Origin of the sequence: Staphylococcus cohnii subsp. cohnii, assembly GCF_002902365.1 — a bacterium.
Taxonomy (GTDB): Bacteria; Bacillota; Bacilli; order Staphylococcales; family Staphylococcaceae; genus Staphylococcus; species Staphylococcus cohnii.
The window spans coordinates 143,401-168,964 of the sequence record NZ_PPQC01000067.1; the positions used below are offsets into that span (position 1 = coordinate 143,401).

The following is a 25,564-nucleotide window of genomic DNA, read 5'->3' on the forward strand; positions in this document are numbered from 1 at the left end:
ATGACAAAAGACTCGAATGTAGCCTATAATCATTTTGCTCATTTAAATAAATTCCTCAAAAAATCAGAAGACTATAGAGCACAATCAACTTCAGAAGACGAAAATAAATGGGTATTTAACGCTACAGAACCAAATATTTATAAACAATCTAAATCAAATCTTAAGCAAAAAGGCCATATTAAATAACTATATTTGCAAATATATTGTGAAATTTGAAATAACGCAAAAATGATGTAATTAAATTGATTAGAAAATGCTTAAAAGACTTTTATATATTGATAAAAGGTCTTTTAGGCATTTTTTAATATGTAAGTACATTTGTGTTCATAATTAGTTCACAAAGTAGGTTTTAAATAATAAATATCATATGAAACCCTAAGACAGAAAGAAAGGAATGAATGAATTTGAAACATAAAAAATTTGATATTGTTGCACTATTTTTACTCATTGGTGTGTTTATGGCGGCTTTAGATAACGGTATTATTAGTGCAGCGTTAACTACAATAAATCAATCCTTTGAGATTTCAGCACAAATGGGATCGTGGGGAATAACGATTTATACATTAGGTATGGCTGTAACCACACCTATAGCAGGTAAACTTGCTGATATGTATGGTCGTAAAAAAATATTTATTATTGAAGTGATTTTATTTGGTTTTGGATCATTGTTAGTTGCATTAAGCCCTAATTATACGTTCTTTATCATTGCACGTTTAATTCAATCATTTGGTGGTGGCGGTTTATTTGTAATCGCTAGTTCACATATCATTTCTACATATACTAAAGAAAAACAAGGTAGTATGCTTGGTGGATTAGGTGCAATGAATGGTATTGCTTCGGTATTAGGACCAAATATTGGAAGTTTATTAATTAATGTAAGTGGTACATGGCATTGGTTATTCTTGATCAATGTTCCAGTGGCAATAATGATTGTTATTTTTATGATGATTAAAATGCCAGAAACACAAGAAAAAGTTAAAACTAAAATTGATAAATATGCCATCATTGTATTTTCATTTTCAACATTATTAATAATGTTTGCGATTAATAATATACAAACCGGTAATATTGCTAATAGTATACTCAGTTTTTCGGTGATTGGTTTATTTGTATTGGCTATTATTGGCTATGGTATTTTAATTTTAGTGGAATATAAAAATGAAGCAACTGATATAGATGCTTTCTTACCTTTTTATTTACTGAAAAAGCCAGCTTTTTCAGTGGTATTGATTATGGGCGTTTTATCTGGGATGTTAATAGGCTCAATTATTTTCATTCCTTCATTTGTTGAAAACGTATTACATGTTAAAGCTGCTAACAGTGGATATTGGATGACGCCCTTGGCATTAGCTTCAGGTGTAGGCGCATCAATAGGTGGTAAGATAGTAGATAAAAAAGGACCAATATTTGCATTAGTGATTGCAAGTATCATTAGTATGGTTGGTTATGGCGGTTTAGCATTTTTAACTTATTCAACTATGCCATTTTTAGTATTTTCAATAATTGCAGGCTTAGGATTTGGTTTTACTATTGGCGCACCAATGACTGTATTAGCAACTAAGTCAGCACATTCAGCTAAAAATAATAGTACAGTTATTGGAACATTATCAGTTTCCAGACAAGTCGGAATTACTATTGCACCGACAATATTTACGACATTTATTCAATTCGGCTATAGCCAAATGGGGAGTAAAATTAAAGACAGTATAAATTCAGCACATTTTGGACTCAAAGACATACCAGTTTCTTTAATGAACACAATGGAGCATCGTTCAGGTAATCTTACTAAAATATTAGGACAAGTAAATGAAATTTCTAATGATACATTAAGGCATGCAATCACAAATGGGATTGAAGATGCAACCCACCTTGCGTATATGCCAATATTTTTAACTGCAGTTATTGCAGCTTTTATCATTTTGTTACTTGTTACACTTTTTAGAAAAGAATTTAAATAAAGTGAAAATTTAACAAGTAAGTCAATGGTATAGACTTTTTATAGGAGTTTCGGTTAATTTCAAAAGCAACAACACAGAAACGTAGACAAGATTACATTGTCTACGTTTCTGTGTTGTTGAATATTGTTATATGAAAACGACTGAAATCATTCGTGATGTTGAAATGATTAAAAAGAAATGTGATAACGTTGTTGTATAAAATTTATTAACGAATCATAATTTTAATGATGATAAAGCCAATGAGTATCACTAAAGCTGCAATAAGTAATGGAATAACATAATAAAGCATGAAATACCTCCAATTGTATTTGTATTTATTTTAACTATAAATATTCAAAAGTAAAGTGATTTTATTGTTTAAAGTCGTCAAAGCTTTCAATAACACACGCTTTAGAAATTAATGTTGCAAACTACACTAAGTGGTATATTGGAATAGGTTGTGTTACATTTGCAATTATACTATGTAACAAAAAATAATGTTATATTTTCATTTAATTTGGTTTTTAATTCAATTGTGAGTGAAAATACGCATTTGTAAAATCAAAACGGTGCATGATTTAAATACGCTTTTCTAGCTTACCTTATTTAATTTTATATTATCAAATGTAAGGGGAAATGATATGAAATTTGTGAAACAACTACTAAAAAACCATACTAAAAATGTGATTGTTTGTTTAATTGGTGCATTTGTGAGTGCAATTGCAGTTAATTCATTTATATTAGAATCTAATTTAGGTGATGGGGGTACAGTTGGTATGGCATTGGCATTAAAATATGCTTTTGGCTTTTCACCTGCTATATCCTCTTTAATTATAAATACATTGGTCATTATTGTAGGGTGGCGTTTTTTAAGTACCAGAACAGCGGTATATACTTTTATTGCCAATACAGCGATATCTATCTTTTTAGATTTAACTGAAAACTTTAAAACAGGTATTGATAATTTTGTAATAAATGCTTCTTTTGGAGGGGTATTAGTAGGCGTGGGTATAGGATTAGTAATTGCTTCTGGGGGTGTGATAGGGGGCACATCAGTTATTGCTAAGATGTTAAATAAATATTTTGACATCAAAACATCGCAAGGTATTTTTGTTTTAGATGCTCTGGTTGTCTTATCCTTTTTATTTGTTTTACCATTAGAAAATGTCTTATTTACTGTAATTATGATATTTATCACTGAACGTGCGACTGCATTTATTATAGAAGGATTCCATCCTAAAAAAGCAGTTACTGTGATATCAAGTAAAAATGAGATAATTAGTGATGAAATCAATAGCTTTACAGGTAGAGGCTCGACACTTTTAAAAGGTAAGGGTGGTTACGGTAAGCATGAAACAAGTATGTTGTATGTTGTAGTGCCGCAATCACAAGTGACCAGAGTTAAAAAACTTGTAAATGAGGTAGATGAAAATGCCTTTTTAGTTATTCATGATGTGAGAGATGTATTAGGAAACGGATTTATGAATTTATCTTAATTATAGATTATTATAAGTACTATGTTTCAGGTTATTTGTCAATTGCTAATTTTATTCGTTCGATTTTTTTAAGAATTTGTTTTATTCTATATTTAAGATGTTTTAAGGAGGCAATTCAATGGCAATTCCAAAAATAACGACATTTCTTATGTTTAATGGGCAAGCAGAGGAAGCAATCAATCTGTATGTAGAAGCATTTGAAGATGCAGAAATATTAACGATGGTTAAATATGAAGAAAATGATGAAGAACCTACCGGTGCAGTGCAACATGCTATCTTTCGCTTGAAAGATCAAGTTTTTATGGCGATTGATAATATGAATGGTGTCGATGTGGACATGAATCCAGCAATGTCATTATATGTGACAGTAGACAGTCCGTTAGAAATGGAAAGATTATTTAGTAAATTAAAAAGTGGTGGGGCAATTTTAATGCCTAAAACTGAAATGCCACCATTTAGAGAATTTACATGGATTGTAGATAGATTTGGTGTTAATTTTCAACTCGCGTTACCAGAAAAAAAATAAATATTAAAAAGGCTAAGATTAAGCATCGTGCACATGTTGTGTGTACTGATTACTCATAATCTTAGCCTTGTTTTTAATTTATAGAGACGTGGTTACTACAACTTTAAAGTATTTGACATTTATGATGTCACTTTCATTTTTTGAATATGATCGTAATCAGGTGTAGCATAGAGCGTTTTTTGATGATCATATGTTACAAACCCTGGTTTTGCGCCAGAAGGTTTATGAACATGTTTAATTTCAGTGTAATCTACTGGTATTTGTCCAGAATTACCAGCTTTTGAAAAATAACCAGCTAGCATAGCCGCCTCTTTGATGGTATTTTCACTAGGTGTATCATTTAAGATCACCACATGAGAACCAGGAATGTCTTTTGTATGAAACCAGAGATGCTGTTTGCTTGCCTTTTTATTTGTTAAATAATCATTTTGCTTATTATTCTTTCCTACAAGCATCGTATCTCCGTCAGTTGAGACATATTCCTGTAATTGAATAGTAGGTTTCTTTTTCTTATTTTTTTGTTTGCGTTGCTTCATATAACCTTGTTCGGCAAGTTCTTCTCTAATGTCATCAATATCCTCTACGGATATATGTGTAAGTTGTTGTTCTATATTTTCAAAATATGTGATGTTTTCTTTAGTTAAATCAATTTGACGTGTTAATTCATGTGCACGTGTTTTTAATTTATTATATTTTTTATAATACATTTGGGCATTGGTTGCTGGTGATTTTGTGATATCTAAAGGAATGGTTACTTCATTACCATCATAATAATTAGTAGTCGTCAGATACTCATCGCCTTGTTTAATTCTATAAATATTGGCAGTGATTAATTCACCAAATAATTGCTGTTCTTCTTTATCTTTAGTACCTTCTTGTTCATCGATTAATTTACTTAATTTATTTTGATATTTATGCAACTGTTGCTGTACAAATTTAACTAAATCATTTGCACGTTGTTTAACGCGTTCTCTTTCGCCTCTGGCATCATAATATCTATCTAATAAATCATGTAAAGAATCATATTCAACCATATCATCATAAAACTGATTTAAATGCATGAAGTAGAAATCTTCTTTTCCTGTTTCATGATTTTTATGAAAAACAGGGGTAGGCGATTCCTTTGTCTCATTCATTACAGAATCAAAAGCCTCTGGTAACGTTTCAGGTGTCATAAATTGTTTGCGATTGACGATTTCGTTCGTAATTAAAGGACTAAAGCCTTCAAATTGATTTAATAGCTGTCTAGCGATTTTCCCACTATTGAAATCAATGAATTTTAAAGCTTCTGTACCTGTAATATCATATGGATTTGTTTTATTTTGCGTAGGAGGTACTTCATATTGAAACCCAGGCATAACTGTACGATATTGATTTGTATTAGGCGTTAAATGTTTAAAACCTTCAATGATTTTGCGTTGATCATCTACTAATATTAAATTACTGTGTTTACCCATTATTTCTAAAATAACTGTACGGTATGTGGTATCACCAATTTCATCTTTACTGTGTATATCTATTTCTACACGTCTATCATTTCCAATTTGTCTTATAGCTTTAATAAAGCCACCCTCTAGATGCTTACGAAATACTCTTGCAAACATTGGTGGTTCAAATGGATTATCGTATTTTTTATCTGTTAAATGCATTCTAGCAAAACTAGGATGGATCGAGAGTAGAAGTTGATGGTTTTTACGATTTTGACGTATTACCATGATGATTGTATCGTTTTCAGGTTGATTGATTTTATGAATTCTACCATCAACGAGAAATTGTAAAGATTCTACCATTTTTCGTGTAAATAAACCATCGTATGCCATTACTATCAGCCACCTTATTTTTAGTCATTCATCATATTGTAACATGATGAAAAGATTTGGTCATGAGCAAAGATTGTTTGAACGTATGCTATACAACCAAACGCTCATTATGGTATCATAGTTTAATAATAGAAGAATAGCTTAGAGAGGTAGTAAGGCATGGACAATGAGAAAGGTTTGTTGATTGTACTTTCTGGACCTTCTGGTGTAGGAAAAGGTACAGTTAGAAAAAAAATATTTGATGACCCAACCACATCTTATAAATATTCTATCTCGATGACAACACGTAATATGCGTGAAGGTGAAGTCGATGGTGTAGATTATTTCTTCAAAACAAAATCAGAGTTTGAAGCATTAATTAAACAAGACCAATTTATAGAATATGCAGAGTATGTGGGTAATTATTATGGTACACCGGTGCAATACGTAAAAGATACAATGGACCAAGGACATGACGTATTTTTAGAAATTGAAGTAGAAGGTGCCAAACAAGTTCGTAAAAAGTTCCCTGATGCATTATTTATTTTTCTAGCACCACCAAGTTTAGATCATTTACGTGAACGCTTAGTCGGGCGTGGTACTGAGTCTGATGAAAAAATACAAAGTAGAGTACTCGAAGCTCGTAAAGAGGTTGAAATGATGAATTTATATGATTATGTTGTGGTTAATGACGAAGTTGAATTAGCTAAGCAACGTATTCAATCTATTGTTGAAGCTGAGCATTTGAAAAGGGAAAGAATTGAAGCAAAATATAGAAAAATGATATTGGAGGCAAAAAAATAATGTTATATCCACCATTAAATGATTTAACATCAAAAATCACATCAAAGTATTTAATCGCTACGACTGCTGCTAAACGTGCACGTGAGTTGGACGAGCATCCAAATAGTACGCTATTAAACAAATATAATTCTGAAAAATCAGTGGGAAAAGCATTGGAAGAAATTGCTGGCGGCGAAGTTTATCCTGAAACTACTAAATAACACTTTCTAAGCGAATGTTGAATAATATAATTTTATAATTTTGAAAAGTACACCGGGTTAATGTTGTGCACTTCAAAAGTCGGACATATGCGATGACTTTGAGGTTTCATAGCCAAGGTGTGCTTTTTTAATTTGGACATTAATTTGTGTATAATAAGCAGTAACCATATGTATACTTAAAGCAATTTAGCTAAAATATTAAAAGTTAAATTAACTAATGAAAAAATGCTATGTAATCCTATACATTAACCTTATACAGAATAAATACATTTGTCTATATTTAGTTATATTGAAGATTAAATATATAAACTACTATGTTAAATCATTAATAGAAAGATATAAATTATTTGGAGGAGAACTACGATGAAAAATATATTACTTGCTGTAACTGGTGGTATCGCTGCGTATAAAGCAATAGATTTAACGAGTAAACTCACACAGGCTGATTATAATGTCAGAGTGATGTTAACAGACCATGCACAAGAGTTTGTAACGCCTTTAGCTTTTCAAGCCATCGGTAGAAATCCTGTTTATACGAGCACTTTTAAAGAACACAATCCAGAAGAAATTCAACATGTAGCTTTAGGAGATTGGGCAGATGCAATTGTAGTTGCACCGGCAACTGCAAATATAATCGCTAAACTAGCAAACGGTATTGCTGATGACATGGTTACATCAACACTATTAGCTACAGAAACACCTAAATTTATCGCTCCAGCAATGAATGTACATATGTATGAGAATAAAAGAACGCAACATAATTTAGCAACGTTAAGCTCAGATGGTTATTATTTCTTAGAACCTGGTGAAGGTTTCTTAGCATGTGGCTATGTTGCAAAAGGTAGAATGGAAGAACCTTTGCAAATTGTAGAAAGGTTAAATCAATATTTTCAACACGACATATCAACACCAACAAATAGTAGATTTAACGGTATGAAAGCTTTGGTGACTGCTGGACCCACGATAGAAGAACTAGATCCAGTTCGTTATTTATCTAATCGCTCATCAGGTAAAATGGGATATGCGCTAGCAGAATCTTTAGCTCAAAGAGGGGCGACCGTGACACTTATATCTGGTCCAACCAAACTAACACCACCGAAAAATGTGGAAGTCATACAAGTAGAAAGTGCACAGCAGATGTTTGAAGCGGTTAAAACACGATTCGAGAACATGGATATTGTCTTTAAGTCTGCAGCAGTATCAGATTATGCTCCAACAGAATTATTAGAGCATAAACTAAAAAAACAACAAGGTGATTTGACGGTTACTTTTAAACGCACACCCGATATTTTAAAATATTTGGGAGAACATAAAGGTAAACAATTTTTAGTTGGTTTTGCAGCAGAAACGCAAAATATTGAAACATATGCTCAAAGAAAATTAAAAAGAAAAAACGCAGATGTTATCATAGCGAATAATGTTGGAGATCGCACAATTGGGTTTAGCTCTGATGATAATGCATATACAATGTACTATAAAAACGGTGAAACAATAGCGTTAGGAAAACACAAAAAAGTCATATTAGCGGAGCATATACTAGATAGTTTAGAAACAAGGTGGCAATAAAATGATAGCAAAAGTAATCGTAGATATCCCATCTAAAAGTGTTGACTTTACATTTGATTATATAATTCCACAAAAATTTCAAGCGATGATTGAAGTTGGTATGCGCGTAATTGTACCTTTTGGGCCGAGAACGATACAAGGTTATGTCATGGACATCACTAAGCAACCTGACACTGATATGGACATATCAAAATTAAAAGCAATAAAAGAGATACAAGATATTAAACCTGAATTAACGAAAGAATTAATACAACTAACAGACTGGTACCATACTTATTTTGTAACAAAGCGAATTTCTATGTTAGAGGTTATGCTTCCAAGTGCAATCAAAGCTAAATATACTAAAGTGTTTGCAGTTAAAGATGCTGAAGCTATACCAGAAAAATTATTAAAACGATTTGACTCGGAAGGGCATTATGCATATAAAGAAGCACAAAAAAATGATGACTTAACTCTAATTGCACCATTCTTAAAGCAAGGTGCAATTCTTGAAGATACCATTTTATCTCAAAGTTTAAAGAAAAAGAAACAACGTGCAGTGCGTATCGTCGAAGGTTTTGATTATGATATGGTATTAGGTTCTTTAGAAAAATCAAAAAAGCAATATGAATTATATGCTTATTTAATCGATGAAAGTCATCACGTTGTTTTTTTAAAGCAATTAGAAGAAATGGGATTTTCAAAATCTAGCATTGAGACATTAGCTCGTAAAGGTTTTATTGAGAAATATGATACAACCGTAGAGCGCGATCCTTTTGCGACGCGAGTATTTGAACAAGATCAAAAGCAACAACTTACAGAAGAACAACAAGAAGCATATGATGCCATACTTGAGACGATTAATAAAAATGAACAACGGACATTTTTATTACACGGTGTAACAGGTTCTGGGAAAACGGAAGTTTACTTACAAACCATAGAAAAAGTACTCAATCAGGGTAAACAAGCGATGATGTTAGTACCGGAAATTGCACTCACACCCCAAATGGTACTAAGATTTAAGCGAAGATTTGGGGATGAAGTTGCTGTTTTACATTCAGGATTATCTAAAGGTGAACGTTATGATGAATGGCAAAAAATTAGAGATGGTAAAGCGAGTGTGAGTGTTGGTGCTCGTTCCAGTGTGTTTGCCCCTTTTAAAGATTTAGGTATGATTATAATTGATGAAGAGCACGAGTCTTCGTATAAACAAGAAGACTATCCAAGATACCATGCTAGAGATATTGCACAATGGCGCAGTCAATATCATCAATGTCCTTTAGTATTAGGCAGTGCTACGCCAAGTTTGGAAACATATGCACGTGCAACTAAAGGTGTTTATGAACTATTATCATTACCTCATAGAGTGAATCAACAAGCATTGCCAGAAGTGAACATCGTAGATATGCGCGCTGAACTTGCATCAGGAAATCGCTCTATGTTTTCAGAAGATTTGCGTCAGGCGATTCAAGAACGATTGGATAAAAAAGAACAAGTTGTTTTATTTTTAAATAGACGTGGCTATGCGTCATTTATGTTGTGTCGTGATTGTGGTCATGTACCTCAATGTCCTAATTGCGATATTTCTTTAACATATCATAAATCAACGGATCAATTGAAATGCCATTATTGCGGTCATCAAGAAATCCCACCCAATAAGTGTCCTAACTGTGAAAGTGAACATATTAGGCAGGTTGGAACGGGTACGCAAAGAGTTGAAGAATTATTACAAGAAAATTATCAGGAAGCAAAGATTATTCGTATGGATGTTGATACCACTTCCCGGAAAGGCGCACATGAACAATTATTAGATGACTTTGGTTCAGGTAAAGGGGATATTTTACTGGGAACACAAATGATAGCAAAAGGCTTAGACTTTCCAAATATTACATTAGTTGGCGTATTAAATGCTGATACGATGTTGAATTTGCCTGACTTTAGAGCTAGTGAGCGTACATATCAATTGTTGACGCAGGTTTCAGGTCGTGCAGGCCGCCATGAAAAAGAGGGGCAAGTAATTATACAAACGTATAATCCTGAACATTATGCAATTAAAGATGTTCAAGATAATGACTATTATTCCTTTTTTGAAAAAGAAATGAATTATAGAAAATTAGGTAAATATCCGCCATATTTCTTTTTAATTAATTTTACGATTGCACACAAAGATATGAAAAAAGTAATGGAAGCTTCTAAACACATACACAAAATATTGTTACAGCATTTATCAGATAAGGCATTAGTGTTAGGTCCTTCTCCAGCAGCTTTATCACGAATTAATAATGAATACCGCTTTCAAATATTAATTAAATATAAAAGCGAACCTTCCTTACACGAAGCACTAAAATATTTAGATGATTTTTATCATGATCAATATTTAAAAGACAAATTGTCACTGAAGATTGACATTAATCCTCAAATGATGATGTAGGACACTATTAAATGTCGTTTAACCGTAATGTTTTAAAAACTTTTCTAGGTTGTAAAAAATAAACTAGTGGCAGAAAAGGACAATAATTTAACATGCTATATTATTAAATTACTGAATACGCGTTAGTCTTATTTTAGAAAAGCAACTTTTGCTTATGTTAGATTTGTGATATTAAATCGTAAATTTTAACATTAAAGCACTAAATTTTTAATATGTTTGTTTACAAATAAATTTTGACAAGAGGGGAGCAAACAACATAAACCTGTTGTTTAGCGATTAAGTTACAGGTTAGATAGTTAATATTTTCTTTTTTAAAAGTGGGGTCTGTCAATCGGTGTTTTGCTGATTTGATGGCCCTATTTTTTTGTTAAATTTTAAATATTAATGGTTGAATATGATTAATAGATATAGTAAATTTATTTGCTCATATTTTTTTAAAAGGAGTAATAGATATGGAGATGAGAATTGCAAATATAAATGATATTGAAACAATTATAAAATTAAGAAAAGAACAATTACTTGATCAAGGTATGCTTGCTACGGAAGATATTGATGATAATATGAGAGAATATTTTGAAGATGTTTTCGACAAAGAAAATATTTTCCAAGTGTTTATGATAGATAATCAACAAGTTGTATCTACAGGAGCAGTTATTTTTCAACAAATACCACCCGCATATGATAATTATTCTGGTATTGAAGGTTATATTACCAATGTTTATACAACTAAATTGTACAGAGGATTAGGTTTAAGTAAACAAATTTTAGATGAGCTTTTATTAAAGTGTAAAACAGAACAAGTCAATATAGTTAATTTAAAAGCTTCTACTAAGGCAGAACCATTATATTCTAAAATTGGTTTCATAAAAAATGCATCATCCATGACCATTGAGTTATAAAATAATGAAGTGAACAATATTAGATATAAATTTTTTATTGAAATCATAATTGAAGTTAAAGCTCTCAATATATAATAAATCTAAATATAAAATTAAGAAGTAGAAGTAAGAGTATTCAATTAAACTATTATTGATTTCTTTTTACTTCTACTTTTTTTAATTAATTCATATATTAAATTATGTAAATCGATTAATAAAAATGCTTTCGCAATATAAATAATAATGATAGCATATTATTAATTTATAAGAATTGGTTGGTATAAATGTATTATACGCAATCGCTAACATTTTAATGCTTAATCATTAATGGCAATATTATATGATAATGCTATATACTTATTGATTTTAAAAGGGAGGAAATATATGGAATATAATCAGTTTAAACAACCCATCGGTAAGTCATTAATCAATTTCAATCAACCCAAAGCACCAACCGTTGATGTGTTAGAAGGGAAGTACTGTAGGTTAGAAAAATTAGCAACGCAACATATTAATCCTTTATTTAATCATTTCAAAGCACAAGATGATGCACCTAATTGGACTTATTTACCGGATGAGCAGCCTAAAAGTTATGATGATTTTGCAGCATATATAAATAATAAAAGACAAACAAAAGATCCATACTTTTTTGCTATCATTGATCGATTAGATAATGACGTGGTAGGCATTTTATCATTACTGAGAATAAATGAACAAAATGCAACGATTGAAGTTGGGCATATTCACTATGCTAATAAAATGAAACAAACACGTATAGCTACAGAGACGCACTACTTATTAGCAAAATATATTTTTGACACGTTGGGCTATAGAAGATATGAATGGAAGTGTGATGCATTCAACGAACCATCTATAAAGGCGGCAAAACGACTTGGGTTCAAATATGAGGGTTTATTTAAACATCATACTATTTATAAACAACGAAGTAGAGATACATACTGGCTTGCTATGTTAGCAGATGAGTGGTCACAATATAAAAGTAAGTTTGAAAATTGGTTGAACGAAAACAATTTTGATGAATTTGGTAATCAAATCAATAAGTTATCGCTATGATATCACAAAAGTTAACTGGAGCATAAAGATATATTACACCGTAAGCTTGTAAGTGAGAGCTTGCGGTTATATTTTGTGATAAAGCAAAAGTGTAAAAAAGAAAATATGTATTGTTTCAACGCTTGCATTTCATCTAAGCTTGGTGCAAATTTAACTAAAATAAGTTATAATGATATGATGAATTTTTATGAGGAGTAATTTGTATGACAATAAAGCAACTTGTTGCAGCAGAAAATCCAATTTTACATAAAAACGTTCCTGATGTAACGCGATTTGATGAAAACTTAGCTCAATTATTGCTCGATTTAGAAGACACTATGTATGAAGTTGAAGCTTCTGCCATATGTGCGCCACAAATTGGCATCTTACAAAAAGTAGCTATTATCGATATGGAAATAGATGGATTGTTACAACTTATCAATCCAAAAATTATTCGCGAATCAGACCAAAAAGTAACTGACATAGAAGGATCTATTTCATTACCTGACATTTATGGTGAAGTTGAAAGAAGTAAAATGATTGTTGTTAAAAGTAATGATAAAAATGGAAATGAAGTAGAAATGACAGCATATGATGATATTGCGCGTATGATATTACATATGATTGATCATTTTGAAGGGAAACTTTTTACAGAACGTGCGGATAAAATTTTGACTGAAGCAGAAGTGGAGGCGTATTTTGAAAATGAGTAGAATAATTTTTATGGGAACACCTGATTTTTCGACAAAAGTGTTAGAAATGTTAATTGCAGAACATAATGTCATAGCAGTAGTTACACAACCTGATCGACCAGTTGGCAGAAAGCGAAAATTAACACCACCACCAGTGAAACAAGTTGCGATAGAACATGCAATCCCTGTATATCAACCGGAAAAACTGTCACAATCAGAAGAATTACAGATGTTGATTGATTTGAACGCGGATTTAATCGTTACTGCAGCATTTGGTCAATTATTACCACAAACTTTATTGGATTCACCAAAGTTAGGTGCTATCAATGTGCATGCATCATTACTGCCTAAATATAGAGGTGGCGCGCCCATACATCAAGCGATTATAGATGGAGAAACACAAACTGGTATTTCTATCATGTATATGGCTAAGAAATTGGATGCTGGAAATATTATATCTCAAAAAGCAATCGATATTGAACCGCAAGATGATGTTGGTGTGATGCATGATAAATTAAGCTTCTTAGGTGCTGAATTATTAAAAGAAACGCTTCCTTCTATTATTAATGGTACGAATGAAAGTATTGTTCAAAATGAAGATGAAGCAACATTTGCATGTAACATTCGTCGTGAAGATGAAAAAATTGATTGGTCAAAACCTGCTGAAGTAATTTATAACCATATTAGAGGCTTGTCTCCATGGCCGGTTGCTTACACAATAATGGATGAAGAAAATTTAAAGGTCTATGCTTCTCGCATTGAAAAAGATAAAGATGGTGAACCGGGTACAATAATAGAGACAACTAAGAAAGCAATTGTTGTGGCTACAGGTTCTAACGATGCGATTGCATTAACAGAGATTCAAGTTGCGGGTAAAAAAAGAATGCCTACAGCTAATTACTTAAGTGGTGTGCAATCAACACTCGTTGGGAAGGTATTAAAATGACAATTGAAACTAATGTAAGATTATTAGCTTTTGAAACATTACAAGATATTATTAATGATAAGGCATATAGTAATATTATTATTAACGAGGTATTAACCAATAATGATTTAAGTCGGGCAGATAAGAATTTATTAACCGAATTAGTGTATGGTACATTAAAAAGAAAATATACACTTGATTATTATTTGAAACCTTTCGTGCAAACTAAACTTAAAGGTTGGGTCAGACAATTACTGTGGATGAGTATCTATCAATATATTTACTTGGATAAAGTCCCTGAACATGCAATTATTAATGAAGCTGTTAATATAGCAAAATATAAAGGTGGCCCACATAATGGTAATGTGGTTAATGGGATTTTGAGAAACCTTATGCGCAGTGAATTACCAAATTTTAATGAAATTACGGACGATAAGAAGCGCATTGCTATTCAATATAGTTTGCCCAAATGGCTTGTTGATCACTGGGTTACACACTTTGGAATAGAAGAAACTGAAGCAATTGCACAATCATTTTTAACAAAAGTGACAACAACTGTAAGGGTCAATTTGACAAGAATTTCAGTTGAAAATGTGATGCAACGTTTAGAAGACGAAGGTTATACTGTAACGCAAGATAATGACATTACAATTTGTTTACATATTAGTGGTAAACCGATTATAGAGTCACGTGTATTTAAAGATGGTCTAGTCTCTATCCAAGATAAGAGCTCTATGTTTGTAGCTGATGTAATGGATCTCCAAGATGGCGACATTGTATTAGATGCTTGTAGTGCACCTGGTGGAAAGGCATGCCATATAGCAGAAAGACTTCACGGTACTGGACATGTAGATGCGACAGATATCCATGAACATAAAATTGATTTGATTGATTTTAATATTCGTAAATTACGATTATCTAACATTTCTGCTTTTAGTCACGATGCGACGAAAAATTATGATAAAGTGTATGATAAGATTTTGGTAGATGCACCTTGTAGTGGTTTGGGTGTACTTAGACATAAGCCAGAAATCAAATATGAACAAAGTCAACAAAGCATACAATCTTTAGTGAATATTCAACTAGAAATTTTAAATAACGTGAAAAATCATTTACGACCTGGCGGCACATTAGTTTATTCAACTTGTACGATAGAACAGTTAGAAAATGAAAATGTTATATATACATTTTTAAAAGAAAATAAAGATTTTGAATTTGATTTATTTGAACATCCAATCAGTGGAGAAAAAGTAAAAACGTTACAGGTGCTACCTCAGCATTTTAATTCTGATGGCTTTTTCATTACTAGGATAAAAAGAAAGGAACAATAAATAATGATAACTGCAGAAAAGAAGAAAAAAAATAAATTTCTTCCCAATTTCGAAAAGCAATCTATTTACTCTTTGAGATATGATGAAATGGAAAATTGGTTAAAAGAAAATGGACAACAAAAATTCAGAGCGAAACAAATCTTTGAATGGTTATATGAAAAACGAGTAGATAGCATTGATGAAATGACAAATCTGTCTAAAGAGCTAAGAGCACTTTTAAAAGACCATTTTGCAATGACAGTGATGACTACAGTAGTCAAACAAGAAAGTAGAGATGGTACGATTAAGTTTTTATTTGAATTACAAGATGGTTACACGATTGAAACAGTATTAATGAGACATGAATATGGGAACTCTGTATGTGTCACTACTCAAGTGGGTTGCCGTATAGGTTGTACATTCTGTGCATCTACATTAGGTGGCCTAAAGCGAAATTTAGAAGCGGGAGAAATTGTATCTCAGGTACTCACTGTTCAAAAAGCCTTGGATGAAACTGATGAACGTGTATCTCAAATTGTAATCATGGGAATTGGTGAGCCATTTGAAAACTATGATGAAATGATGGACTTTTTAAAGATTGTTAACCATGATAATGGTTTAAATATAGGTGCCCGTCATATTACTGTTTCTACTTCTGGTATTATACCTAGAATTTATGATTTTGCTGACGAAGATATTCAAATAAATTTTGCAGTAAGTTTACATGGTGCTAATGACGAAATTCGTTCTCGTTTAATGCCTATTAATCGCGCGTATAACGTTGAAAAATTAATGGAAGCCATTAAATATTATCAAGAAACAACAAATAGACGTATTACATTTGAATACGGACTGTTTGGAGGCGTCAACGACCAAGTTGAACATGCGAGAGAGTTAGCACATTTAATCCAAAAATTAAACTGTCATGTGAATTTAATACCTGTAAATCATGTGCCGGAAAGAAATTACGTTAAGACACCTAAAGAGGATATCTTTAAATTTGAAAAAGAATTAAAGAGATTAGGTATTAATGCAACAATAAGAAGAGAACAAGGTGCTGATATTGATGCAGCATGTGGTCAATTAAGAGCTAAGGAACGAAAAGTAGAAACGAGGTAATAGTATGCTAAAAGCACAATTTTTTACTGACACAGGTCAATATCGTGAAAAGAACGAAGATGCAGGTGGTGTGTTCTATAATCAAACAGAACAACAGTTACTTGTACTCTGTGATGGTATGGGTGGACATTTAGCAGGAGAAGTAGCAAGTCAATTTGTGACAGATGAGTTGCAACGTCGTTTTGAAGAAGAAAATTTAATTGAACCTAACCAAGCGGAAGATTGGCTGAGAACCACACTAAAAACGATTAACCGTGAATTATATCAACTCTCAGTTGACAATGCAGACTATCAAGGCATGGGAACAACTTGTGTTTGTGCACTTGTATTTGATGATTATGTCGTTGTCGCAAATATTGGTGATTCAAGAGGATATTTGATTAATAGTAGAGAAATTGAACAAATTACAAATGATCATTCTTTCGTTAATCACTTAGTAATGATTGGGCAAATTAGTGTCGAAGAAGCTTTTAATCATCCTCAAAAGAATATTATTACAAAAGTCATGGGTACGGATAAAGTGGTAACACCAGATATTTTTGTAAAAAGAACCAATTTTTATGATTTTCTATTATTAAATTCGGATGGATTAACAGATTTTGCAAGAAATCATATGATTCAAGAAGAATTAATGCAAGAAAATGATTTAGAAACACATGGTCGGAATCTTATTGAATTAGCATTATCCCAAGAAACAAATGATAATGTAAGCATTGTTTTAGCAGAAATTGAAGGAGATAAGGTATGATTGGAAAATTAATAAGCGAACGTTATAAAGTGATAAAAAAGCTTGGCGGCGGTGGCATGAGCACGGTTTATTTGGCTGATGACACTATTTTGAATCGCAATGTAGCAATCAAAGCTATTAGGATACCTTCTGGTGAAAAAGAAGAAACAATTAAGCGTTTTGAGCGTGAAGTTCACAACTTAACACAGCTTTCTCATCAACATATCGTAAATGTTTTTGATGTTACTGAAAATGATGAAAATTTCTTTTTAGTGATGGAATACATAGAAGGTCCCACTTTATCAGAATATATTCAACAACATCGACCTTTAGACATCAAAACTGTAATCAAATTTACTGAACAAATTATTGAAGGAATAAAGCATGCACATGATACAAAAATTGTTCATCGTGATGTAAAGCCTCAAAATATTTTGGTGAATCATGATCAAACATTAAAAATATTAGATTTTGGTATTGCAAAAGCATTAAGTGAAACAACGATGACGCAAACAAATCATGTTTTAGGTACGGTTCAATACCTTTCTCCTGAACAAGCTCGCGGTGATGCAACAGATAACGGTACTGATATATATTCAATTGGTGTTGTGCTTTATGAAATGTTAGTAGGGCAACCTCCATTTTCAGGTGAAACAGCAGTAAGTATTGCTATAAAGCATATTCAAGATCCGATGCCTAATGTTTCTAATAAACGTTCTGAAGTACCACAATCACTGAGCAATGTCGTGCTAAAAGCTACTGAAAAAGATAAGAATGATCGTTATCAAACAGTACAAGAAATGCAAGATGACTTGTCTACTGTGCTGTCAAAAGAGCGAGAGAATGAATCACCATATCATTCTGTTGATGCAGACACTAAAACGGTTCCTATTGATAAAAATGAAATAGCTAATCAGACACGTGATGAAGATAAATCAAAAAGCATGAATCAAACCATGCAAATTCCAATTGTTAATCAACAATATTTTCAATCGAATGAGGAACAATTATATGCGATGCCTCCGAAAAAAAGATCGAAAAAGAAAAAGTTTTTCTATGGTTTAATCATCGTACTACTTTTATTTGGACTCTTTGGTTTCATGGCTATGGGAATGTTCGGTAATAAATATTTAGAAACACCTAATTTAATAGGTAAAACTGAAAAAGAAGCAGAAGGTATTTTAAAAGATAATAAACTAGAATTAGGCAAAACTACAAGAGCATACAGTGATAAGTATCCAGAGAATAAAATTATTAAAACATCACCAGGAAAAGGTGAGCGTTTAGAACAACAAAGTAAAGTAGATATTGTGTTATCAAAAGGTCCTAAAACTGCAGAAATGCCAAATTTATATGGTTTACCAAAATCAGAAGCGTTAAATAAATTAAAAAAACTAGGAATTGATGATGCTAAAGTTGATCAATCTTATACAAAACAAAATGTTGCTAAGGGTTTAATTGAAGCACAAAGTATTTCACCAGGCGATAGAGTGAAAATAAATGATAGTGACATTAAATTGACTGAATCGTTAGGTGTTAAACAAGTTTATGTGGATGATTATGAGAAAAAATCGTTTAAGACTGCTAAATCAGAACTGGAATCTAAAGGATTTAAAGTCGTTACTGTAGAAAAACGTTCTGATAAAACAGTTAAAAAGGATAATGTTATTAGTCAATCACCTAAAGGCGAAGAAGTAGACGAAGGTTCTACCATAGAATTTGTGGTATCCACAGGTGAACCTAAAGCATCAGAGAAAAAAGATGATAAAGATTCTGATGAGCAAGAAGACAAGTCATCTAAAGAAGATGAAAAATCACAAACTAAAACTTATACAGAAACTTATCAAGTTCCCTATACGGGCGATGATGATGAAAGTCAAGAAGTGAAGGTATATGTGAGAGACAAAGATGACAAAGGATCATCAGCTGCACAAAGCTTTAAAATTAAAGATGACAAAACTGTAACCATTCCGATGACTATTGAAAAAGGAGAGACGGCTGGTTATACCATTCGAGTTGATGGTAAGGTTGTAGCTGATAAAGATATTCCTTACGATTTTTAGCGCAACTTAACGAACGAAGCAAAGCGAAGAGAGTTTAGTTGCGCTTATGCAGAAGCCAAGGCTTCGGCGAACCGAAGGCGAACGAAGCAAAGCGAAGAGAGTATAGTTGCGCTTATGCAGAAGCCAAGGCTTCAGCGAACCGAAAGGCGAACGAAGCAAAGCGAAGAGAGTATAGTTGCGCTTATGCAGAAGCCAAAGGCTTCAGAGAACTTCTTTTAAAAAACGTTTATAACAGAGTATTATTTCTACGGTTGCTCGTAGTTATAATGCTCTGTTATTTATTTTTAACTGAAATAGTCTCAAATCATATTTAAATTAAAAAGCCTTTGCTATAATATAGTATGTAAAGCTTTAAAAAGAGGGGTGCCTAAGTGAAAACAGGACGCATCATAAAATCATTAAGTGGTGTATATCGTGTAGATGTAAATGGACAAATGTATGACACAAAACCACGTGGATTATTTAGAAAAAATAAATTTTCGCCTATCGTTGGTGATGTTGTAGATTTTGAAGTTGAAAATATTACAGAAGGTTATATTCACCATGTTCATGAACGAAAAAATGAATTAAAAAGACCACCAGTTAGCAATGTTGATCATCTTGTATTAGTTATGAGTGCAGTAGAGCCTGAATTTTCAACTCAGTTATTGGATAGGTTTTTAGTAATCGCACATTCTTATCATATGAGACCTCGCATATTAGTAACCAAACGTGATATTACTTCACCTAACATGCAAAACACAATATTACAGACACTAAAAGTTTATGAAAAGATGGGATATAATACACAATTTATAAGTGTTGAAGACCATATCGGTGAGGTTTTCACACAATGGGGTGAAGGACTAGTGGTATTAAGCGGTCAGTCAGGTGTTGGGAAATCTACCTTATTAAATAAATATTTTCCTGAATTGGATATTGAAACACAACATATATCTAAAGCCCTAAATAGAGGGAGACATACTACAAGACATGTAGAGTTATTTGAAAGAGAAAATGGCTTTATAGCTGATACGCCTGGATTTAGCGCGTTGGATTTTAATCATATTCAAAAAGATGAAGTGAAACATTATTTCATGGAAATCAATGAATATGGTGAACAATGTAAATTTAGAGACTGCAACCATATAAACGAACCCAAATGTAACGTTAAAAATGAAATAGAAAAAGGAAATATAGCTCGTTTTAGATATGAACATTATTTACAATTATTTAAAGAAATTGCAAACAGAAAGGAAAGATATTAAGTGGCAAAATTATATCCATCATTATTATCAGCTGATTTTTTACAATTACAAGAGGAATTAAAGGCTTTGGAAGATGCGGGTGTTGATGGTGTGCACTTTGATGTGATGGACGGTCAATTTGTTCCAAACATTTCAATTGGATTACCTATATTAGAAGCAGTTAGGAAAGGTACTGATTTACCAATAGATGTACATTTAATGATAGAAGAACCTGAAAAGTATGTAGAGCTTTTTGCAACGCAAGGAGCAGATATGATTTCAGTACATGTAGAAGCAACACCACATATTCACAGAGTGATACAACAAATTAAAAAGGCAAATGTACAAGCTGGTGTAGTCATTAACCCAGGCACATCAGTAGATGCGATTATTCCAGTGCTGAAAATGGTGGATTATGTACTTGTCATGACAGTCAATCCTGGATTTGGGGGTCAAACTTTCATTCAAGAAAGTATTGATAAATTAGACCAACTTGACAAGATGAAGAAAGAATTAAATTTGTCATTTGAAATCGAAGTTGATGGTGGTATTAACGACGAAACAGTTTCAACTGTAGTCGAACACGGTGCTACTATGTTAGTAGCTGGTTCATATTTCTTTAAACAAAAGGATTATAAACAAGTGACGCAAACATTGAAAGGTTGAAGTCAATGAAAGTCAATTTATTATGCGGTGCAAGAAATTTACCAGAAAGCATTTTACAAAATAAAACAAACGAGGCATGGATAGGGATTGATCGAGGTGCATTAATCTTGATTGAATCGGGGATTATGCCACAATTTGCAGTCGGTGATTTTGATTCAATAACTAAAGAAGAAAAGGATTATTTGACTGAAAAATTAGCAATTAATCCATATAATTCCGAAAAAGATGACACTGATTTAGCATTAGGTATCGAACAAGCTATAAGTTCAGGTTATAGTGAAATATGTGTTTACGGTGCAACCGGGGGGCGTTTAGACCATTTTATGGGTGCATTGCAAATATTAGAAAAGCCAGAATATACAAAAAAACAAATTAATATTAAAATCATTGATCAACAAAATGAAATTTCATATCTATCTGCTAAAGACTATAATATCGAAAGGGATTTAAATTACCCGTATATATCATTTATTCCTATTGCTTATCCCACAGTTATTTCATTAATCAATTTTAAATATGAATTGAAACAAGCATCTTTACAGTTAGGTTCTACATTGACAATATCTAATGAATTAATAAAACCACAAGGCATTGTTTCTATTCATTCAGGTAGCGTGTTAATGATTAAAAGTAAAGACTGATATATCGTAGTAAATTTAAACAAAAAAAAGACCAATCCTCCACATAAGGATTGGTCTTTTTCGTGCATTATATTTATTAAACTCTAGTTACTTTACCAGATTTTAAAGCACGTGCAGAAACCCAAACTTTTTTAGGTTTTCCGTCTACAAGAATTCTAACTTTTTGAAGGTTAGCATTCCATCTTCTTTTAGAAGAATTTAAAGCGTGTGAACGATTGTTTCCAGTTGAAGCTTTACGACCTGTTACGAAACATTGTTTGCCCATGAAAGTACCTCCTTTAATAAATATAAATACACATATCTACTACATACTTGAATAATGTACCACATTAAAAAAATAATGGCAATAAAATGAAAAAAATTTCTTTACATAGCTTCTACTTTTGTTACACTCATTTTATGATATAATTGTAAACTATGGATAATATTGTATTTTTTAATCTTAATAAAAAGTTTTAAAGTATCAAAAATAAAGTGAGAACCATAAACTAGGAGGCCCAATAAAATGACATTAGAAATTACAAATGATTATGGTAGCATAGACATTTCAAACGAAGTAATAGCTTCAGTTGTGGGTAGTAAAGCAGTAGAATGTTATGGCATTGTAGGAATGGCTTCTAGACAACAAGTAAGAGATGGAATTGCTGAAATATTAGGCTATGAAAATTATGCAAAAGGCATTGTTGTGAGAGAAGAAAATAGTGTATTGGATGTTGATATGTACATCATTGTAAGTTATGGTACGAAAATATCAGAAGTTGCAAGCAATGTTCAATCAACTGTCAAATATACATTAGAACAAACATTAAAAGTTAAAGTAAATTCAATTAATATATTTGTACAAGGCGTACGAGTGGATAATGGCAAGAAAAACTAGGAGGACATAACGAGATGGTTAGTAAAATAAATGGTAAATTATTTGCTGAAATGATTATTCAAGGGGCACAAAATTTATCTAATCATTCAGATTTAGTAGATTCATTAAATGTATACCCGGTTCCAGATGGTGATACAGGGACAAATATGAACTTAACTATGACATCAGGTAGAGAAGCTGTAGAAGAGAATTTATCTCAACATATAGGTGAGTTAGGTAAAACCTTTTCAAAAGGTTTATTAATGGGTGCACGAGGTAATTCTGGTGTTATTTTATCACAACTTTTTAGAGGCTTTAGTAAAAATTTAGAAGATTTTAGTGAAATTAATGCACAACAATTAGCAGATAGTTTTAAAGCTGGTGTTGACACTGCATACAAAGCAATTATGAAACCCGTAGAAGGTACAATTTTAACTGTCGCTAGAGATGCTGCGGATGCAGGTTTACAAAAGGCACAAGAAACAGAAGATTGCATTGAACTTGTGACATATATTATAGAACAAGCTCATATTTCTTTAGAAAATACGCCTAATTTATTACCTGTATTAAAAGAAGTTGGCGTAGTTGACAGTGGTGGTAAAGGATTAGTCATCGTTTATGAAGGTTTTCTAAAAGCGTTAAAAGGTGAAACTGTAACTGCAGAAACTCCAAAATTAAATACAGAAACTTTAGTAAATGAAGAACATGATTTCCACGGTGTGATAAATACTGAAGATATTGTTTATGGGTATTGTACCGAAATGATGGTTCGTTTTGGAGTTAATAAAAAAATGTTCGATGAAAATACTTTTAGAGAAGAGATGAGCCAATTTGGTGATTCATTATTAGTTATTAATGATGATGAAATTGTAAAAGTTCATGTACATACTGAAAAACCCGGCGATGTTTTTAATTACGGTCAGCAATACGGTGAATTAATTAAACTAAAAGTTGAGAATATGCGTGAACAACATCGTGAAGTCGTAAAAAAAGAACAAAAAGGTTCTAATGCACAGCAATCTAATCAAGAAACTTCAACAGTAGACACTGCAGTTATCGCTATTTCTATGGGAGAAGGCATATCTGAATTGTTTAAATCCATGGGTGCGACACATTTAATAAGTGGTGGCCAGACAATGAATCCGTCTACAGAAGATATTGTGAAAGTGATTGAACAATCACAATGTAAACGAGCAATCATCTTGCCAAATAATAAAAATATTATGATGGCGAGTGAACAGGCTGCAACAATTGTAGATGCTGAAGCTGTTGTCATTCCTACGAAATCTATACCACAGGGAATAGCTGCATTATTTAACTTTGATGAATCCGACGAGCTGACTGACAATAAAGCACGTATGGTTGAATCATTAGAAGTGGTAGCGTCTGGATCTGTTACCTATGCGGTGAGAGATACTAAAGTTGATGGCGTGGAAATTAAAAAAGACGCATTTATGGGATTAATCGAAGATAAAATTATCACAAGTAATGAAGACGAATTTGAGACAGTAAAACAACTATTATCTCAAATGATTACTGACGAAAGTGAAATAATTACTATGATTATTGGTGAAGATGCCAACGGTGAGATAACATCTAATGTTGAATCTTGGATTGAAGCAACATATCCAGACATTGAACTAGATCAACATCAAGGTGATCAACCAGTATATCAATATCTGTTCTCTGTTGAATAATTTTAGTTTGTTGATAACGACAAAAATTCTATTAATATACGTAATTAGGTATGTTTCATATCTAGTTACGTATATTTATTTTTGAAGTAAAATAAAACATTTGGTAGATATAAAATCTTTAAAAAGTATATACAAGGTTATTGTGTTTTATTTATTAATATTTATTGTGAAAAAATTTTTATTTTTGCTACTTTTATATGTATATTCAATTCACAATAGTGTGCAATTTGTAACAACTTTAAATTAAAAGCAGTACAACCAAAATTAGTTTATAATGTTTACTTAAATTGTTATAATAATAAAGGTGCAAATGAAATGTAAGCGCAACACTTTAGAATGATTAAAAATAAGGGTGGGGTATCCATTATGAAATATAAAACAGTTTTCGATATAATTGGCCCAACAATGGTTGGTCCATCATCTTCACATACAGCAGGTGCAGTCAGAATTGGGTTAGTAGCTAAAGATTTATTTAATGAAATACCAAAACAAGTTGATATATATTTGTATGGCTCATTTATGGAAACATATAAGGGTCATGGTACTGATGTCGCACTTGTAGGTGGTTTATTAGGATATGATACAGACGATGATCGAATCCAAAAAAGTTTGGAAACTGCTGAAGAAATTGGGATGAAAGTAAATTTTATTGAAATGGCAGAAGAACGCTCTCACCCAAATACTGCAATTATTAATATGAGAGACGGAGAAAAAGAAATTTCTGTTGAAGGTGTATCTATCGGTGGTGGTAAAATAGAAGTTGTTGCAATCAATGGTTTTAGTATTGCAATTAGTGGCAATTATCCAGCACTTTTAGTATTCCATAAAGATACATTCGGTACGATTGGACGCGTCGCTAATATTTTAGGTGATTCCAGTATTAATGTTGGCAGCATGCAAGTTTCAAGAAAAGAAAAAGGCGACCAAGCATTAATGACTTGTGAATTAGATGATGCTATCAATAATGAAATAA

General features: G+C 32.1%; 24 protein-coding genes. 22 read left to right on the plus strand and 2 right to left on the minus strand.

The genetic code is table 11. The features are described 5' to 3' along the window. The 4 genes from CD032_RS11790 (at window position 1) to CD032_RS11805 (ending at window position 3,959) form a co-directional block, all read left to right on the plus strand. On the plus strand, window positions 1-186 hold the full coding sequence (locus CD032_RS11790; RefSeq protein WP_019469334.1) for a hypothetical protein: 186 nt from the start codon (window positions 1-3) through the stop codon (window positions 184-186). A 212-nt stretch (window positions 187-398) separates the two neighbouring features. Further along, a complete protein-coding gene (locus tag CD032_RS11795) occupies window positions 399-1,958 on the plus strand; it encodes an MFS transporter (protein ID WP_230621648.1) in 1,560 nt (519 codons plus the stop codon). A gap of 620 nt (window positions 1,959-2,578) precedes the next feature. After that, window positions 2,579-3,433 (plus strand): YitT family protein, encoded by an 855-nt coding sequence (locus tag CD032_RS11800; protein ID WP_019467774.1) that lies wholly within the window; start codon window positions 2,579-2,581, stop codon window positions 3,431-3,433. Window positions 3,434-3,551: 118 nt separating this feature from the next. After that, complete coding sequence (locus CD032_RS11805) at window positions 3,552-3,959, plus strand: VOC family protein (RefSeq protein WP_019467773.1); 408 nt, start codon at window positions 3,552-3,554, stop codon at window positions 3,957-3,959. A 119-nt stretch (window positions 3,960-4,078) separates the two neighbouring features. Here the strand turns inward: CD032_RS11805 and CD032_RS11810 are convergent, their stop codons facing one another. Beyond that, window positions 4,079-5,779, minus strand: a complete 1,701-nt coding sequence (locus tag CD032_RS11810) for an Rqc2 family fibronectin-binding protein (RefSeq protein WP_019467772.1) — start codon at window positions 5,777-5,779, stop codon at window positions 4,079-4,081. Between the two features lie 159 nt (window positions 5,780-5,938). Here CD032_RS11810 and gmk point away from each other — a divergent pair, with 159 nt between their 5' ends. The 15 genes from gmk to CD032_RS11885 all read left to right on the plus strand — a co-directional run bounded on the left by gmk (window position 5,939) and on the right by CD032_RS11885 (window position 22,038). Then, on the plus strand, window positions 5,939-6,562 hold the full coding sequence (gene gmk / locus CD032_RS11815) for a guanylate kinase (RefSeq protein ID WP_019467771.1): 624 nt from the start codon (window positions 5,939-5,941) through the stop codon (window positions 6,560-6,562). Beyond that, a complete protein-coding gene (gene rpoZ, locus CD032_RS11820; RefSeq protein ID WP_019467770.1) occupies window positions 6,562-6,762 on the plus strand; it encodes a DNA-directed RNA polymerase subunit omega in 201 nt (66 codons plus the stop codon). Before gmk ends, rpoZ begins: the two co-directional genes overlap by 1 nt. Before the next feature lie 363 nt (window positions 6,763-7,125). After that, window positions 7,126-8,328 carry a bifunctional phosphopantothenoylcysteine decarboxylase/phosphopantothenate--cysteine ligase CoaBC gene (gene coaBC, locus CD032_RS11825; RefSeq protein ID WP_019467769.1) on the plus strand — a complete coding sequence of 401 codons (1,203 nt, stop codon included), beginning with the start codon at window positions 7,126-7,128 and terminating at the stop codon, window positions 8,326-8,328. Between the two features lies 1 nt (window position 8,329). Continuing rightward, entirely contained in the window at window positions 8,330-10,738 is a 2,409-nt protein-coding gene (priA, locus tag CD032_RS11830) for a primosomal protein N' (RefSeq protein ID WP_103211511.1), read from the plus strand. Window positions 10,739-11,190: 452 nt separating this feature from the next. Then, window positions 11,191-11,637: a GNAT family N-acetyltransferase gene (locus CD032_RS11835; RefSeq protein ID WP_019467767.1), complete on the plus strand. Its 447-nt coding sequence runs from the start codon at window positions 11,191-11,193 to the stop codon at window positions 11,635-11,637. A 363-nt stretch (window positions 11,638-12,000) separates the two neighbouring features. Next, on the plus strand, window positions 12,001-12,690 hold the full coding sequence (locus CD032_RS11840) for a GNAT family N-acetyltransferase (protein WP_019467766.1): 690 nt from the start codon (window positions 12,001-12,003) through the stop codon (window positions 12,688-12,690). A 203-nt stretch (window positions 12,691-12,893) separates the two neighbouring features. Next, window positions 12,894-13,382 carry a peptide deformylase gene (locus tag CD032_RS11845; protein WP_019467765.1) on the plus strand — a complete coding sequence of 163 codons (489 nt, stop codon included), beginning with the start codon at window positions 12,894-12,896 and terminating at the stop codon, window positions 13,380-13,382. After that, complete coding sequence (gene fmt / locus CD032_RS11850; protein ID WP_026034728.1) at window positions 13,375-14,307, plus strand: methionyl-tRNA formyltransferase; 933 nt, start codon at window positions 13,375-13,377, stop codon at window positions 14,305-14,307. Before CD032_RS11845 ends, fmt begins: the two co-directional genes overlap by 8 nt. A gap of 2 nt (window positions 14,308-14,309) precedes the next feature. After that, window positions 14,310-15,617 (plus strand): 16S rRNA (cytosine(967)-C(5))-methyltransferase RsmB, encoded by a 1,308-nt coding sequence (gene rsmB / locus CD032_RS11855; protein WP_230620726.1) that lies wholly within the window; start codon window positions 14,310-14,312, stop codon window positions 15,615-15,617. 3 nt (window positions 15,618-15,620) lie between these two features. Then, the gene (rlmN, locus tag CD032_RS11860; RefSeq protein WP_019467762.1) at window positions 15,621-16,715 is read left to right on the plus strand and encodes a dual-specificity RNA methyltransferase RlmN; all 1,095 of its coding nucleotides are present in this window, start codon (window positions 15,621-15,623) and stop codon (window positions 16,713-16,715) included. A gap of 4 nt (window positions 16,716-16,719) precedes the next feature. Beyond that, window positions 16,720-17,463 (plus strand): Stp1/IreP family PP2C-type Ser/Thr phosphatase, encoded by a 744-nt coding sequence (locus tag CD032_RS11865; protein ID WP_019467761.1) that lies wholly within the window; start codon window positions 16,720-16,722, stop codon window positions 17,461-17,463. Further along, entirely contained in the window at window positions 17,460-19,505 is a 2,046-nt protein-coding gene (gene pknB / locus CD032_RS11870; RefSeq protein ID WP_019467760.1) for a Stk1 family PASTA domain-containing Ser/Thr kinase, read from the plus strand. The genes CD032_RS11865 and pknB overlap by 4 nt, the downstream gene beginning before the upstream one ends. 371 nt (window positions 19,506-19,876) lie before the next feature. Next, entirely contained in the window at window positions 19,877-20,752 is an 876-nt protein-coding gene (gene rsgA / locus CD032_RS11875) for a ribosome small subunit-dependent GTPase A (RefSeq protein ID WP_019467952.1), read from the plus strand. Further along, a complete protein-coding gene (rpe, locus tag CD032_RS11880) occupies window positions 20,753-21,397 on the plus strand; it encodes a ribulose-phosphate 3-epimerase (protein WP_019467951.1) in 645 nt (214 codons plus the stop codon). It begins immediately after the preceding gene. Window positions 21,398-21,402: 5 nt separating this feature from the next. After that, complete coding sequence (locus tag CD032_RS11885; protein WP_019467950.1) at window positions 21,403-22,038, plus strand: thiamine diphosphokinase; 636 nt, start codon at window positions 21,403-21,405, stop codon at window positions 22,036-22,038. A 76-nt stretch (window positions 22,039-22,114) separates the two neighbouring features. Here CD032_RS11885 and rpmB read toward each other — a convergent pair whose 3' ends face one another. Further along, window positions 22,115-22,303, minus strand: a complete 189-nt coding sequence (gene rpmB, locus CD032_RS11890; RefSeq protein ID WP_002483503.1) for a 50S ribosomal protein L28 — start codon at window positions 22,301-22,303, stop codon at window positions 22,115-22,117. A 240-nt stretch (window positions 22,304-22,543) separates the two neighbouring features. Between rpmB and CD032_RS11895 the strand changes: the two genes are divergently transcribed. From CD032_RS11895 to sdaAB, 3 genes are all read left to right on the plus strand, one after another. Next, window positions 22,544-22,915, plus strand: a complete 372-nt coding sequence (locus CD032_RS11895) for an Asp23/Gls24 family envelope stress response protein (RefSeq protein ID WP_019467949.1) — start codon at window positions 22,544-22,546, stop codon at window positions 22,913-22,915. A gap of 14 nt (window positions 22,916-22,929) precedes the next feature. Further along, window positions 22,930-24,591, plus strand: coding sequence for a fatty acid kinase catalytic subunit FakA (fakA, locus tag CD032_RS11900; protein WP_019467948.1), 1,662 nt, complete (start codon window positions 22,930-22,932; stop codon window positions 24,589-24,591). Between the two features lie 366 nt (window positions 24,592-24,957). Beyond that, on the plus strand, window positions 24,958-25,564 hold a 607-nt coding region (gene sdaAB, locus CD032_RS11905; RefSeq protein ID WP_258026264.1), incomplete at its 3' end, for an L-serine ammonia-lyase, iron-sulfur-dependent subunit beta.